The sequence below is a fragment of the Rhodococcus sp. 008 genome (assembly GCF_001682295.1).
GTDB lineage: Bacteria > Actinomycetota > Actinomycetes > Mycobacteriales > Mycobacteriaceae > Rhodococcus_F > Rhodococcus_F qingshengii.
In genome coordinates this window covers 905,763-918,667 of sequence record NZ_CP012749.1, presented here as the reverse complement: position 1 = coordinate 918,667, position 12,905 = coordinate 905,763, and the positions used below count along the sequence as shown (strand labels likewise).

Below are 12,905 nucleotides of genomic sequence, written 5' to 3'. Positions count from 1 at the left end.
CAGGGTTGTGGGGCAAGCGTTTTCACGCGGTGGTAGCGCGGCCGGTATTTCGCAGCCTTGCGACGAGTGGATAGATCTGGCAGCCGAGGCAGATGCCGAACGCGGCGTTGAGCAGGGCCGCGAACAAGGCGAAGCCGGTGGCAACGGTGCCAACGATCGTCGACCCGGCCAGGAAACCGACCGTGCCGGCGAGTGCGAAGACGAAGCCGACGAACTGCGCGAAGCGCAGCGGCGCCACGGGTTCGCGTTCGCTGACCGGCGAGAGTCGCGGGGCGACGAGCTTGCCGAAGATCTGGCCGTACGGGCTGCGCTTGGGGCCGAGTACCGCTCCGACCGCGAAGACTATGGCCTGCAGTGCGAGAACGACGGTGGCGGCAGGCAGTGAGAAGGTCGAGAGGATGAGCGTGAGTACGAGAACGCCGGTGGTGACCCACGCGGCGAATCGAGGTCCGCGGACGTCGACCTGCTCGAGCTGGGGTGTGGTTGTGGACATCGGGAGTGCTCCTGCGCTGGATTGCATGATGCTGTGCCTGGGCCGAGAAAACGGGACGTCAAAGTCCCACTCGGTGGATTGATCACGTGAGCGAAAGCTCGAAGGTCAGAGAGATCTGACGGATGTGGTGATCAGCAACAGGTACAGCAACAGCCCCCGAGGCGGCACAGGTCTACTGCGCGGCGTCGGGTGAGCATCAGCTCGTGGCGGGTTTGCACGTCGGCGAGTTTACCCCGAATTCTCGGATTTTGGCTCGTGGGGTCCGGATAGTGGTACGAGTGCAGCTTTCAGATCGGCTGCGGATGGCACTCCGGACACCCGGAACTGTTCCTCCAGGCCACCGTCGAGGATGAAGGTGGTGGGCAGCGAGAGGACACTCATCTCGCGTGCCAGAGCCGGTTCCTTGTCGATGTCGAGCTCGATCTCCACCGGCGGACGGGGAGCGTCGGCCATCGAGATCACGACCTGACCGACGACGCGGCGTACTGCCGCGCACGGTCCGCACCAGTCGGCAGAGAAATGCAGTACGACGGGTCCGCCGTTCGGCGAAGAGACTCCAGCGGCGCGGAGCAGTTCGAGGCGACTGTCCGCCGCGCCGGTCGCGGCCGGCGTGGTGACTCGGACCTTTCCGTTGCGCGACTTGAGAAAGAGCCCGACCGCGACGACGGCGACCAGCGCGACCAGCAGAATTGTGATCCCGGTCATCGGTTCTGCAGCCCTGCGAGATCGATCGTCGTGTTTTCGGCGCTGCCTTCGATCACGATTCTTCCGCCTTCCGCGTAGACCAGGCTCGGCTGAATTCCGTAGGGGAGTGCCTGCGGATCGATCGTGTAGCTGAACAGTCCGAGGACGACGGGTTCGAGTGCTGCGGGGATCGAGAAATCGGCTTTGCCCTCCGGACCGAAGTACAGATTGCTGGCGACGATCTTGACCTGCCCACCTTCCAGAACCAGGTTGGCCTGCACGCTCACTGCAGTCTCGACCGGGCCGACGGCAACCGTTCCCGTCAGCACGACGGCGCCCGCGGTGCTCGCTCCGGTTCCGCCGCTGCCCCCGGTGCCATCCGACTTGTTGGCCGGCGGCGAAGATACCTGCAGGTCAGGGATATTGAGCAGCTTTCCGAGGTCGGTGGCGTTGATTCCCATCCGGCCGTCGAGTTTGTCGACGGGGAGTTGGGTGACATTGCCGTTCACGATGTCGGAGAAGGGAACGGTGACCCCGCGCAGATCGGCCTCGACGGTCACTTCGCCCACCACGTCGCTCTGGACGCCGGTAGCTCTGACGTAGACGTCCTTGTATTTCCCGCCGAGTGCCTGGGTGAGGAAGGGGAACCCGTTGAAGGTGACCTCCGGATCCGACTCGAGTGATGCGCCGGTTCGGAGCTCGCGGGAAACCCGGTACTCGGCGTACGCGGCCGCGCCGAAATCGGCCACCAGTCCGAGGCCGAGGAGAAAGACGATGCCGATGATCAGTTTGCGCACCGCACCATTGTGACGGACTCCGGTCGGGGTTCGATGCGACGGCCCCGGTACCAGGCACGCTAATGTAGGGACCGACCAAAAGCGTCGAACTACTCGAGCGTTGCCCTCACGGGTTGCGCGGGCTACTAGATAGGAGGCCGTGTGGAACTGCTCCTCCTCACCTCCGACCCCAACCCGGAAGCTGTACTACCGGCGTTGGCGTTGCTGGCGCACTCGGTTCGGCCTGCCCCCACAGAGGTTTCCTCGCTACTCGAGGCAAGTTCCGCGGACGTGGCATTGGTGGATGCGCGCACCGATCTGGCTGCCGCACGCGGGTTGTGTCGATTGCTCGGAAGCACAGGATCCGCAGTACCTGTGGTCGCCGTCCTCACCGAAGGCGGACTCGTTGCCGTCAACGCCGACTGGGGGTTGGACGACATCCTGCTTCCCGGTACCGGTCCGGCTGAGGTGGACGCCCGATTGCGGTTGTTGGTCGCCCGCAGCGGCGGTGTGGCCAGTCCGGAAGCGTCGGGAAAGATCACGCTGGGCGAACTGGTTATCGACGAGGGGACGTACACGGCACGACTGCGTGGACGGCCCCTTGATTTGACTTACAAGGAATTCGAGCTGCTCAAGTACCTCGCGCAGCACGCCGGACGGGTATTCACCCGGGCGCAGCTGCTGCAGGAAGTGTGGGGCTACGACTTCTTCGGCGGCACCAGGACGGTCGACGTCCACGTGCGTCGTCTGCGGGCGAAACTCGGCACCGAATACGAGTCCTTGATCGGTACAGTCCGAAATGTCGGATATAAGGCAGTGCGTCCGACCAGGGCCAAGGGTGGCGCAGCTGCTCCCGTTCAGTTCGAGGACGACGAGGACGTCGACTACGACGCGGCCGACGGATCGGTGGTCTGACGTGGGTTGGACAGATTCACTGCCGGCTGGATTCGCCGAGCAGGTTTCCGCGCTTCTCGATCGCGCAACCGAGTTCGACGGCAAGGCGCCCGTGTCGGAACAGGGGCGCCATGCCGTTGCCGGGCGCGGCGGCGCGCGACACTTCCTCGAACTCGACGGCGATGCAGTCGTCGGTTATGCGCAGCTGCAAGCCGGTTCGGACGAGCATCCCGACATGGCGGAGTTGGTGGTCGACCCGCAGGCGCGGCGCCGCGGCATCGGAACCAGGCTTGCCGCAGCGGTATTCGACGAGGGCCGGCCGGGCACGCGTGTCTGGGCGCACGGAAACGTCGACGCCGCAGTCGAATTCGCCAAGAGCCTCGATCTGGTCAGCGTTCGTGAACTCCTGCAGCTGCGTCGACCACTCGATGCTCCGCAGCTTCCGGAAATCGTTGTGCCCGAAGGTGTGACGATTCGGACGTATGGTGGACCCGAAGACGATTCCGAGATCCTTCGCGTCAACAATGCGGCCTTCTCCTGGCATCCCGAGCAGGGTGGCTGGACCCAGGCGGAGATCGACGAGAGAACGGCCGAAGGTTGGTTCGACCCTGCTGGTCTGTTCATGGCGTTCGCGGACACCGATCCCGATACTCTTCTCGGCTTTCACTGGACCAAGGTGCACGCACCCGAAGGTGACGATCCGGAGCTGGGGGAGGTGTACGTCGTGGGGATCGATCCCGCGGCGCAGGGACGAGGTCTCGGCCGAGTGCTGACTCTCGCGGGCATGCATTACCTGCGTGATCGCGGCCTCGGAACCGTCCTTCTGTACGTCGAAGGCGACAACACGGCCGCCCTCCACACGTACGAACGACTCGGCTTCGATCGGTTCCACGTGGACATGGCTTACGCCCGCGCGCTCTGACGTCACAGTCGGACACGCAGAAATGTCCAGTCTGTTCATTCTGCGTTAACCATGTGTGGTCCAGCCGGACACCGCGCCCGCCTACTTTTCTCTGTGGGCAGCGCCGTGTTGCCTGATGCAGATTTCAATCATTCTGCGTCTCATGTCGCCGCCCGATCGTGGGCGTGGCGGTAGCGATTTCCGGAGGATCTTGGTGAATCTCAAGCGCAGTGGTGCCCTGCTTGGTGTAGTGGCCGTGGGCGCCATGACCTTGGCCGCATGTGGCAGCGACAACAACTCGTCGTCGACGGGTGTGGACGCGTCCGCATCGAACGCAACGTGCGAAGGCACGAGCAACCTCTCTGCCGCTGGTTCCTCGGCACAGAAGAACGCCATGGACCAGTTCGTCGCCACTTACATCTCCGTGTGCCAGGAAAAGGGCAAGACGGTCAACGTCGCGTACAACCCCAGCGGTTCGGGCGACGGTCGTACACAGTTCATCGCCGGCCAGATCGACTTCGCCGGCTCCGACTCGGCCATCAAGGACGAGCAGGCCGACAAGGCCAAGGAGCGTTGCGTCGGCGGCGAAGCCTGGAACCTTCCCCTCGTCTTCGGCCCGATCGCAGTTGCATACAACCTCGACGGCGTCGACAAGCTCGTTCTCAACGCAGAGGTTCTCGCGAAGATCTTCAACGGCGGCATCACCAAGTGGAACGATCCGGCAATCGCCGCGCTCAACTCCGGTGCATCGCTTCCCGACGAGAAGATCACCACCGTGATCCGCTCCGATTCCTCGGGTACCACCGACAACTTCCAGAAGTACCTCGACGCGGCATCGAACGGTGCTTGGACGTCGGGCGCAGGGTCCGACTTCACCGGTGGCGTCGGTGAGGGCGCCAAGGGTTCGGCGGGCGTTGCACAGGCAGTTGCCACGGCACCGGGTTCGATCACCTACGTCGAGAAGTCGTTCGCCGATCAGAACAAGCTCTCGGTTGCCGAAATCAACACCGGCTCCGAGGCAGTCGCACTGACCAACGACACGGCCGCGAAGTCGATCGCAGGCGCGAAGTTCAAGTCCGACGCAACCGGCGACCTGACGCTCGACCTCGCGTCGATCTTCAAGACCAACGAAGCCGGCGCCTACCCGCTGGTTCTCGCCACGTACTCGATCGTCTGCTCCAAGGGCTACGACGCGGACACCTCCGCAGCAGTGAAGTCGTTCCTGACGAGCGCGGCCAACGAGGGTCAGGCCAACCTGGCCGAGCAGGGTTACGTCCCGCTGCCGTCCAACGTCCAGGATCGCCTCAACGCGTCCATCACGGCAATCAGCTGACCTAGAGACTCGTGCGGACAAGCTCATGGATCTACATTCAGACGTGAAGGAAGTGAGCGCGCATGAGTGACGCGCCCATCACCTCGACATCTCGTTCTCCCGGCCCCGCAACCAGCGGGGCCGGGGTGGGCGGTCCGAACGGCACCACGGAGGACACGATTACTTCCACCAAGGCTCCAGAAACCGAGCATCCTCCGAAGGGTGACGGTCCGGGTAGCGGCAACAGCAAGACGGTGACCCGTCCGGGTGACCGCATCTTCAGCTCGCTCGCCTCCGGTTCGGCAATCTTCATCACGGTTGTCATCGCGGCGATCGGTGCGTTCCTGATCTGGCGTGCTGTTCCTGCTTTGAGCCGGAACCAGGTCAACTTCCTGACCAGCCGTGAATGGGTCACGCAGAACATCAACGCGATGGCGTTCGGTGTCCTCGATCTTTTCCAGGTCACGGTGTTGGTCTCGCTGTTCGCACTGGTGCTCGCGATGCCGATCGCACTGGGCATTGCGATCTTCCTGACTTCGTACTCACCCAAGTGGCTCACGCGGCCACTGTCGTACACGATCGACCTTCTGGCAGCTGTGCCGTCCATCGTCTACGGCCTGTGGGGACTTCTCGTCTTTGCTCCGGCGATCACCCCGGTCGCGGTGTGGCTCAACGACACTCTCGGCTGGTTCCCGCTCTTCGCCGACGGCAGCGGATCGATCACCGGCGGCGGCACCATCTTCACCGCAGGCATCGTCCTCGCCGTGATGATCCTTCCGGTCATCACCGCAGTGACCCGCGAGGTGTTCATCCAGACCCCGCGATCACAGATCGAAGCCGCACTCGCCCTCGGCGCCACGCGCTGGGAAGTTGTGCGCACCACGGTCATCCCGTTCGGTAAGTCCGGCTACATCAGCGGCTCGATGCTCGGTCTCGGACGCGCACTCGGTGAGACGATGGCGCTCTACCTGATCCTGCGCACCACCTCTCAGGCCTTCGGCTGGTCGCTGTTCGACGGCGGCTCGACCATCGCCTCCAAGATCGCCCTCGGCTACGCGGAGTTCAACAACGACATCCAGGCAGGCGCGTACATCGCGGCCGGACTGGTGCTGTTCGTACTGACCTTCGTCGTCAACGCGGCTGCCCGCGCAGTGATCGCCGGAAAGAAGGACTGACCCATGACCTCCACTCTGGACCGGCCGGTCAAGGCCCCCACTTTCCAAGGCGTCGGCGCTCGTCGTCGTGCCAAGGACGTCATCGCGACCATCCTGGTGAGCCTGGCAGTCGTCATCGCGCTCATCCCGTTGGTCTGGGTGCTCTTCACGGTCATCGCCAAGGGCCTGCCCGCTCTGACGTCGCCTACCTGGTTCACCAACTCGCTGAGCGGATTGACGGCGTCGGCCGACGGCGGCGGTATCTATCACGCATTGATCGGCACCCTGCTGCAAGGCATCGTGTGCGCGGTCTTCTCCATCCCGCTCGGTATCTTCGTCGCGATCTACCTGGTGGAGTACGCCGACCGGAAGTCGAAGCTGGGCAAGCTGACCACGTTCATGGTCGACATCCTCAGCGGTGTTCCGTCGATCGTGGCTGCGCTGTTCATCTACGCCCTGTGGATCGCGACCTTCGGCTTCCCCAAGTCCGCGTTTGCGGTGTCACTGGCTCTGGTCCTTCTGATGGTCCCGGTCGTCATCCGCTCCACCGAGGAAATGCTGCGCATCGTCCCGATGGATCTGCGAGAGGCGTCGTACGCGCTCGGTGTGCCGAAGTGGAAGACCATCTCGAAAATCGTTCTGCCGACGGCACTTCCCGGCATCATCACCGGCGTCATGCTGGCCCTGGCCCGCGTGCTCGGTGAGACCGCACCGCTGCTGATCCTCGTCGGCTACGCACCGTTCATCAACTTCGACCTGTTCAACGGCGAAATGGGCACACTGCCTTCCGTCATGGTCGCCGAGATGAACAACCCCACCGACGCCGGCACCAACCGCATCTGGGGCGCAGCACTGACCCTGATCCTGCTGATCGCGATCCTCAACATCGTCGCGAAGCTGATCGGTCACTTCTCCCAGGTCAGAAGTAAGTGATGCGGCCTCGGAACATGTTCGTACTCAACAGCGTCAACAACTCAGTAGGGAGCCGGTAATGGCCAAGCGTCTGGATCTCAAGGACGTCAACATCTACTACGGCAAGTTCCACGCCGTCGCCGATGTGGGCCTGTCCGTCCCGCCCCGGAGCGTCACCGCCTTCATCGGCCCGTCCGGTTGCGGCAAGTCCACCGTTCTCCGTTCACTCAATCGCATGCACGAAGTGATTCCCGGTGCGCGCGTCGAGGGTTCGGTGCTGCTCGACGGCGAGGACATCTACGGCTCGAACGTCGATCCGGTCGGTGTTCGCAAGACCATCGGCATGGTGTTCCAGCGACCCAACCCCTTCCCGACCATGTCCATCAAGGACAACGTCGTCGCGGGCTTGAAGTTGCAGGGCGAGCGCAGCAAGAAGAAGCTCGACGAGGTGGCCGAGCGTTCGCTGCGCGGTGCCAACCTGTGGAACGAGGTCAAGGATCGCCTCGACAAGCCCGGTGGCGGCCTCTCAGGCGGTCAGCAGCAGCGTCTGTGCATCGCGCGTGCCATCGCGGTCTCGCCCGACGTCCTGCTCATGGACGAGCCGTGCTCCGCGCTCGACCCGATCTCGACTCTCGCGATCGAAGACCTGATCACCGAGCTGAAGAAGGATTTCACGATCGTCATCGTCACGCACAACATGCAGCAGGCTGCGCGTGTGAGTGACCAGACGGCATTCTTCAACCTCGAGGCAACCGGCAAGCCCGGTCAGCTCGTCGAGATCGACGACACCGAGAAGATCTTCTCGAACCCGACGCAGAAGGCCACCGAGGACTACATCTCCGGCCGCTTCGGATAGGTCCCGGGATCAACCCTGCACGATCATGTTTCACCCCCGTTTCCAACAGGAGACGGGGGTGAAACTTTTTGGTTGTGGTGATAGTTCCCACTCCGGTGCGCAGAGCTGAGCGTCGTTGGGCGCCCGAATAATTCGATGAGCAGCGCAAGTGCGCCGAGTGGGCGCTGAAGTAGCCGACGATGTGAATCTCGTGGATACTGACGACGCTTCGGACAATGCTAATCTCGGCCCGACAGCACGCTGTCGATCGATGTCGTTTCACAACCGGAAGGGCTTGTCAGTGCACCTCACCCCTTCAGATACCGAAAAGCTGCTCCTGAGCGTCGCGGGCATGGTCGCCCGTGACCGCCGCGAGCGCGGGGTACTGCTGAACTACCCCGAAGCGATGGCACTGATCTCGTGCTGGATTCTCGAGCGCGCGCGTGACGGAATGACGGTTGCGGAACTGATGAACGCCGGTCGGCAAGTGCTCACCCGCGACGACGTGATGGAAGGGGTACCCGAGATGATTGCAAACGTCCAGGTGGAGGCCACTTTCCCGGACGGTCGCAAACTGGTCACCGTGACGGAGCCCATTCGATGATTCCCGGCGAAGTACGTGTGTCCACCGAACCGCTCGAGTTCGGCACGGACGCGGAGAAGATCACGATGGTCGTCGTCAACGACGGCGATCGCCCCATTCAGATCGGTTCACATCTCCACCTTCCCGCGGCCAACCCGGCGTTGACCTTCGATCGCGAAGCGGCAGACGGCTTCCGGCTCGACATCCCCTCGGGAACGTCGGTTCGGTTCGAACCCGGGGTCAGCAGAACGGTGACACTGATCGCGCTCGGCGGACTCAAAAGGGTTCCGGGCCTGCAGATCGTGCCGGACGAAGACCTACCGACACATGCGCGCGAGCCCAAGACCGTCATGCCGTTCGGCACGCCCGGCGTCGAGGTCGAAGAACCTTTGCGAGCGTCCTCGGTGAACGTGCGTGTGAGTGATGTTCCAGTCGAGGCGGATTCACCGGACGACGCCGCGACGACAGTTGAGAGGACAGCCGAATGAGCAGGATCGATCGACGCGGCTACGCCTCCCTGTACGGCCCGACCGCAGGCGACCAGATCCGTTTGGCCGACACAGATCTGTGGATCGAGATCGAGCACGACTACACCGCGACCGGCGACGAGATGGTCTTCGGCGGCGGTAAGAGCATCCGCGAGTCGATGGGCCAGGGCCTGACCACTCGCGACCAGGGCGCTCTCGACGTCGTCATCACCAACACGGTGATTCTCGATCACTGGGGAATCGTCCGGGCAGACGTCGGAATTCGCGACGGACGCATCGTTGCGATCGGCAAGTCCGGTAACCCCGACATCATGGATGGCGTGCACCCCAAGTTGCTCATCGGGCCGAGCACCGACGTGATCGCCGGTGAGGGAAAGATCCTCACCGCGGGTGCGATCGACACTCACGTGCACTTCCTCAGTGAAGTCGAGATGATGGAAGCACTCGCCACTGGTACGACGACCGTGGCGGGCGGCGGAACGGGCCCAACCGAAGGAAGCAAGGCAACCACCGTCACGCCCGGCGCCTGGTCGCTGACGATGATGCACCGCGCCCTCGACCACATCCCGCTCAACGTCCTTCTTCTCGGCAAGGGCAGCACCGTCAGCCATGAGGCCATGCGCCAGGAAGCTCTCGCGGGCGCAGGCGGATTCAAGGTTCACGAGGACTGGGGTTCCACTCCGGCCGCGATCGACGCCGCTCTGCGCGCAGCCGACGAGTTCGGCCTTCAGGTAGCGCTGCACGCCGACAGCCTCAACGAAACCGGTTACGTACAGCACACTTTGGATGCGATCGCCGGACGCGGGATCCACGTGTTCCATGCGGAAGGCGCCGGCGGCGGGCACGCACCGGACATCATCGTGACGGCAGGTGAGCCGAACGTTCTTCCGGCATCGACCAATCCGACGTTGCCGCATACCGTCAACACGGTTGCCGAGCACCTCGACATGCTCATCGTGTGTCATGCGCTCAATCCCCGGGTTCCGGAGGATCTTGCCTTTGCCGAGTCCCGGATCCGTCCGACAACGATTGCAGCAGAAGACTTTCTGCACGACATCGGAGCCATCTCGATCACCTCGTCCGACGCCCAGGCGATGGGCCGTATCGGTGAGGTGACCCTGCGGACATGGCAGGTGGCTCACGTCATGAAGGCCCAGTACGGCAAGCTGGGCACCAGCATGCCGGCCGACAACGAGCGTGCGCGGCGTTACGTCGCCAAGTACACGATCTGCCCCGCGGTGGCGCACGGTATCGATCACGAGATCGGCTCGGTCGAGGCAGGGAAGATGGCGGACCTGGTGCTGTGGGATCCCGCGTTCTTCGGAGTCCGTCCTTCTGCCGTGATCAAGGGCGGGGCGATAGTTGCTGCGCCGCTTGGTGATCCGAATGCTGCTATCCCGACCCCGCAGCCGGTGTTCGTTCGCCCGGCCATCGCGGCGACTCCGGGATCGGCCCCGCACCTGTCCACGACGTTCGTCTCTCCGATGGCCATCGAGGACGGTCTGGCCGATCGTCTCGGTCTCACCCGCACCCTTACCGGTGTTCGTCCGACGAGACACCTCACCAAGGCGGACATGCCGAACAACACGGCGCTGCCGTCCATCGACGTCGATCCGGAGACGTTTGCCATCAAGGTCAACGGCGACCTGATCGCGCCCAACCCCGTTGACGTGGTGCCGATGGCTCAGCGCTACATGCTGTTCTGAAACCATGTCGATCGAGACGGCATCTGCCGAGATAGCATCGATGCTCTTGGCAGACGGGCGTCTGCCTACCGGCGGTCACGCGCACTCGTCGGGGTTGGAACCGGCACTGGCGGGCGGACTCCTGCAGAGTCAGGTCCCTGACTTCATTCGCGGTCGACTCGAAACAGTCGGACTTGTCGAGGCCGCTTCAACGGTGGTCACGCGCCGCTGGGCCGTAAGTGAGGGTAGTGCAGGCGAACTCGAGGACATCTCGAGGGAACTGCTCGCTCGGACTCCCAGCGCACCGCTGCGTGAGGCGTCGATTCAGCTCGGCCGTGGGCTGGCGAGACTGGCGTCGCGATTGTGGCCGCAGCACCCCGCGGTGCAGATGCTCATGGCGCTGCCTGGGCATCCGATGCGTCCGCTCGCGTTGGGCGTCTTCACGGCGGTCTCCGGGATGGACGACCTACAGGCAGCCAGATCTTGTTTGTACGACGACGCCCAAACGGTGGCGTCGGCGGCATTGAAGCTACTGCCGGTGGATCCGGCAGAACCGGTCGAATGGTTGCTCCGAGCAGCCCCGACCATCGAAACCGTCGCCGCGGCTGCCGTAGCCGTCGAGGGCGTCGCAGATATACCCGCAACAACAGGGCCGTTGGTCGAACAATGGTCACTCGAACACCACGCTCGATCCAGGAGGATTTTCCGTGCTTGACAACCTGAACAACACCACCACTGCTGCAAGAGGTTTGAGGCTCGGCGTTGCCGGCCCCGTCGGCACCGGCAAAAGCACCCTCATCGCCACCATCTGCCGCGAACTCGCGGCGGAGTACGAGATCGCGGTGGTCACCAACGACATCTACACCGACGAGGACGCGCGACTGTTGCGCGCGGCCAACGTTCTGCCGATCGAGCGCATCGTCGCAGTCGAGACCGGTGCGTGCCCGCACACGGCAATTCGTGACGACGTCACGCCGAACCTCATTGCGGTCGAAGACCTCGAGCGTCAGTTCCATCCCCTCGACATGGTGATCGTGGAAAGCGGCGGTGACAACCTGACTGCCACGTTCAGCCCGGCACTGGTCGACGCCCAGATCTTCTGCATCGACGTCGCGGGCGGCGGAGACGTCGCACGAAAGGGCGGCCCCGGAATCGAGCGGGCAGATCTGTTGGTGGTCAACAAGATCGATCTGGCCCCGTACGTCGACGTCGACGCGGTCCAGATGGTTGCCGATGCCACGGCCGCGCGTGACGGACTTCCCGTTCTCGCGCTCAGCCAGAAGGATCACTCAACGATCGACCAGCTCAGTGCGTGGCTCCGCCAGGTCATCGCATCTCATCGCGCGGGTAGTCACACCCCGCAGGATCCGGGGCCGATGGCGCCGCACTTCCATGCCGATGAAGAAGACCACGGTCACGGTCACGGGCACAGCCACTCTCACGCTCACTGATGCGCACTGGAGCTACGCGGGTCGTCGTCGAGAGAGTGGGTGACACCGCTGTTGCGCGAGAGCTGATCTCGGGCGACTTCCTGGCCCCGCGGTTCGTCGACGCTCGCGGGCTCACCGTGCGAATTGCCTTGGTAGGCCACAGTGCAACGCTGCTGGCCGGCGACGACCTGCGTATCGAATTCGTAGTCGCTCCGGGTACGTGCCTCGAGGTGATCGAGCCGTCGGGGACCGTCGCGTACAACGCGCGTGGCGGCCGGGCGTCGTGGTCGGCTTCGGCGAGCGTCGGCGCCGGTGCGGCGCTGATCTGGCGCGCGGCACCGTTTGTCGTCGCGGGCGGCGCGGATGTGACCAGGCGCGTGGATATTTCACTGGAATCCGATGCGGTTGCGCTGCTCGACGAGATGATCGTGTTCGGCCGGACCGGCGAAACCGGCGGTGCGCTTCGCTCGGATCAGCGCATTACCGTCGGCGGGGAAGCGCTGCTCGTGGAAACTCTCGACCTGCGTAGCGTTCCTGGCCGTTCGCTGCCGGGAATTCTCGGTGGTCATCGTGTGCTCGGCACGACCATGCTGTTGGGGATGAAGACTTCCGACGACGTCGAGGGGCACGTGTCGCCGCTGGCGGGACCGGGGATGCTGGCACGGGCCGTGGCCGACCACGCACACGAAGCGAGCGCAGCGTTGGATCCGATCTGGTCGCAGTGGCGTGGGCGATTTTCGCAGAAGTACACCGACTGA

At 63.8% G+C, this 12,905-nt stretch carries 16 protein-coding genes; 12 read left to right on the top strand and 4 right to left on the bottom strand.

The features are described 5' to 3' along the window. Nucleotides 1–22: 22 nt before the first annotated feature. The 4 genes from AOT96_RS04275 to AOT96_RS04265 form a co-directional block, all read right to left on the bottom strand. Nucleotides 23–493, bottom strand: a complete 471-nt coding sequence (locus AOT96_RS04275) for a DUF4395 domain-containing protein (RefSeq protein WP_003940408.1) — start codon at nt 491–493, stop codon at nt 23–25. Nucleotides 494–624: 131 nt separating this feature from the next. Next, the gene (locus AOT96_RS36535) at nt 625–690 is read right to left on the bottom strand and encodes a putative leader peptide (RefSeq protein WP_371734792.1); all 66 of its coding nucleotides are present in this window, start codon (nt 688–690) and stop codon (nt 625–627) included. Nucleotides 691–721: 31 nt separating this feature from the next. Continuing rightward, entirely contained in the window at nt 722–1,198 is a 477-nt protein-coding gene (locus AOT96_RS04270) for a thioredoxin family protein (RefSeq protein ID WP_003939684.1), read from the bottom strand. After that, nucleotides 1,195–1,974, bottom strand: a complete 780-nt coding sequence (locus tag AOT96_RS04265) for an LmeA family phospholipid-binding protein (RefSeq protein ID WP_065351339.1) — start codon at nt 1,972–1,974, stop codon at nt 1,195–1,197. Before AOT96_RS04265 ends, AOT96_RS04270 begins: the two co-directional genes overlap by 4 nt. A 141-nt stretch (nt 1,975–2,115) precedes the next feature. Between AOT96_RS04265 and AOT96_RS04260 the strand changes: the two genes are divergently transcribed. The 12 genes from AOT96_RS04260 to AOT96_RS04205 all read left to right on the top strand — a co-directional run bounded on the left by AOT96_RS04260 (nt 2,116) and on the right by AOT96_RS04205 (nt 12,905). Next, nucleotides 2,116–2,868: a winged helix-turn-helix transcriptional regulator gene (locus AOT96_RS04260; RefSeq protein WP_003939728.1), complete on the top strand. Its 753-nt coding sequence runs from the start codon at nt 2,116–2,118 to the stop codon at nt 2,866–2,868. A gap of 1 nt (nt 2,869) precedes the next feature. Beyond that, complete coding sequence (mshD, locus tag AOT96_RS04255) at nt 2,870–3,769, top strand: mycothiol synthase (RefSeq protein ID WP_007733842.1); 900 nt, start codon at nt 2,870–2,872, stop codon at nt 3,767–3,769. Between the two features lie 193 nt (nt 3,770–3,962). After that, on the top strand, nt 3,963–5,081 hold the full coding sequence (gene pstS / locus AOT96_RS04250; protein ID WP_065352762.1) for a phosphate ABC transporter substrate-binding protein PstS: 1,119 nt from the start codon (nt 3,963–3,965) through the stop codon (nt 5,079–5,081). Nucleotides 5,082–5,143: 62 nt separating this feature from the next. Next, entirely contained in the window at nt 5,144–6,235 is a 1,092-nt protein-coding gene (gene pstC / locus AOT96_RS04245) for a phosphate ABC transporter permease subunit PstC (RefSeq protein WP_007733846.1), read from the top strand. 3 nt (nt 6,236–6,238) lie between these two features. Further along, nucleotides 6,239–7,147, top strand: coding sequence for a phosphate ABC transporter permease PstA (gene pstA / locus AOT96_RS04240; RefSeq protein ID WP_003940100.1), 909 nt, complete (start codon nt 6,239–6,241; stop codon nt 7,145–7,147). A gap of 58 nt (nt 7,148–7,205) precedes the next feature. Then, complete coding sequence (pstB, locus tag AOT96_RS04235; RefSeq protein WP_003939968.1) at nt 7,206–7,982, top strand: phosphate ABC transporter ATP-binding protein PstB; 777 nt, start codon at nt 7,206–7,208, stop codon at nt 7,980–7,982. A gap of 280 nt (nt 7,983–8,262) precedes the next feature. Next, nucleotides 8,263–8,565, top strand: a complete 303-nt coding sequence (gene ureA, locus AOT96_RS04230; RefSeq protein ID WP_003939800.1) for an urease subunit gamma — start codon at nt 8,263–8,265, stop codon at nt 8,563–8,565. Next, nucleotides 8,562–9,032 (top strand): urease subunit beta, encoded by a 471-nt coding sequence (ureB, locus tag AOT96_RS36435; protein WP_007733849.1) that lies wholly within the window; start codon nt 8,562–8,564, stop codon nt 9,030–9,032. The genes ureA and ureB overlap by 4 nt, the downstream gene beginning before the upstream one ends. Further along, nucleotides 9,029–10,738 (top strand): urease subunit alpha, encoded by a 1,710-nt coding sequence (locus tag AOT96_RS04220; RefSeq protein WP_007733854.1) that lies wholly within the window; start codon nt 9,029–9,031, stop codon nt 10,736–10,738. Before ureB ends, AOT96_RS04220 begins: the two co-directional genes overlap by 4 nt. 4 nt (nt 10,739–10,742) lie before the next feature. Continuing rightward, nucleotides 10,743–11,432 carry an urease accessory protein UreF gene (locus AOT96_RS04215; RefSeq protein WP_007733855.1) on the top strand — a complete coding sequence of 230 codons (690 nt, stop codon included), beginning with the start codon at nt 10,743–10,745 and terminating at the stop codon, nt 11,430–11,432. Next, nucleotides 11,425–12,168 carry an urease accessory protein UreG gene (ureG, locus tag AOT96_RS04210; RefSeq protein WP_003939705.1) on the top strand — a complete coding sequence of 248 codons (744 nt, stop codon included), beginning with the start codon at nt 11,425–11,427 and terminating at the stop codon, nt 12,166–12,168. Before AOT96_RS04215 ends, ureG begins: the two co-directional genes overlap by 8 nt. Continuing rightward, the gene (locus AOT96_RS04205) at nt 12,168–12,905 is read left to right on the top strand and encodes an urease accessory protein UreD (protein WP_065351338.1); all 738 of its coding nucleotides are present in this window, start codon (nt 12,168–12,170) and stop codon (nt 12,903–12,905) included. Before ureG ends, AOT96_RS04205 begins: the two co-directional genes overlap by 1 nt.

What these genes read in the sequence shown, in the direction of transcription:
- pstB (WP_003939968.1), top strand. Translation starts at nt 7,206, where the DNA reads ATGGCCAAGCGTCTGGATCTCAAGGACGTCAACATCTACTACGGCAAG.
- ureB (WP_007733849.1), top strand. Translation starts at nt 8,562, where the DNA reads ATGATTCCCGGCGAAGTACGTGTGTCCACCGAACCGCTCGAGTTCGGC.
- AOT96_RS04220 (WP_007733854.1), top strand. Translation starts at nt 9,029, where the DNA reads ATGAGCAGGATCGATCGACGCGGCTACGCCTCCCTGTACGGCCCGACC.
- pstC (WP_007733846.1), top strand. Translation starts at nt 5,144, where the DNA reads ATGAGTGACGCGCCCATCACCTCGACATCTCGTTCTCCCGGCCCCGCA.
- pstA (WP_003940100.1), top strand. Translation starts at nt 6,239, where the DNA reads ATGACCTCCACTCTGGACCGGCCGGTCAAGGCCCCCACTTTCCAAGGC.
- AOT96_RS04270 (WP_003939684.1), bottom strand. Translation starts at nt 1,198, where the DNA reads ATGACCGGGATCACAATTCTGCTGGTCGCGCTGGTCGCCGTCGTCGCG.
- AOT96_RS04275 (WP_003940408.1), bottom strand. Translation starts at nt 493, where the DNA reads ATGTCCACAACCACACCCCAGCTCGAGCAGGTCGACGTCCGCGGACCT.
- AOT96_RS04215 (WP_007733855.1), top strand. Translation starts at nt 10,743, where the DNA reads ATGTCGATCGAGACGGCATCTGCCGAGATAGCATCGATGCTCTTGGCA.
- AOT96_RS04205 (WP_065351338.1), top strand. Translation starts at nt 12,168, where the DNA reads ATGCGCACTGGAGCTACGCGGGTCGTCGTCGAGAGAGTGGGTGACACC.